Annotated in this window: 1 protein-coding gene; it reads right to left on the reverse strand. The window is 49.8% G+C overall.

The window, feature by feature from the left end:
* Positions 1-621: hypothetical protein (locus tag IX84_RS33650; protein ID WP_044229972.1), on the reverse strand; the 621-nt coding region annotated here is incomplete at both ends.

The raw sequence follows: 621 nt of genomic DNA on the forward strand, positions 1-621 counted from the left end.
TTTGTACAGGCACACTGACAGTCGCTACGTCTGTGTCGTCCGGGCACTCGATAACTGGTGCCGTCTTGTCTTCGCCGGTAACATAGCCCCAGCATGGCTCGAAGCCTGCTGCGTCTGGTGTCAATGGAGAGAAGACGAAGTTGTCGACTGTTGCAACGCCTGGGCCTAAGGTACAATCTACAGATGCAACTCCAATAGCCAGTACGTCACCAGCTGCAACGTCTACGTTTACAGTACCCGCTGCATTAACACTGTTGATCGTATTTACTAAGACTGTTACATTGCCATTAGCATCAACGAGTGCGATGAACGCATCCCAGCCAGAACCGAATATATCGAGGCTAGTGTAATCGTAGTCAAAAGTGACATTTCCATCATTAGGCATTGCAATGGCAATAGATGCCTCGGCACCCGTTCCGAAACAGCCAATTCCATCAGGGCCGTCAAAGTCAACAGAAGCGCCATTAGCAGCAAAGGATACAGAACCATTATTCTGCTGAAGGATGCTCCAGTTACCCGGTGCAAAATCACCAGTAAAGCCAACCACAGGCTGAGCAGTTGTTGCAAAGTCAATTTCATAGATGAACTGGCCGTGGCCGTCCAGGATATTGCCGTTCGCAG

The sequence above is a fragment of the Phaeodactylibacter xiamenensis genome, assembly GCF_000759025.1.
Classification (GTDB): Bacteria; Bacteroidota; Bacteroidia; order Chitinophagales; family Saprospiraceae; genus Phaeodactylibacter; species Phaeodactylibacter xiamenensis.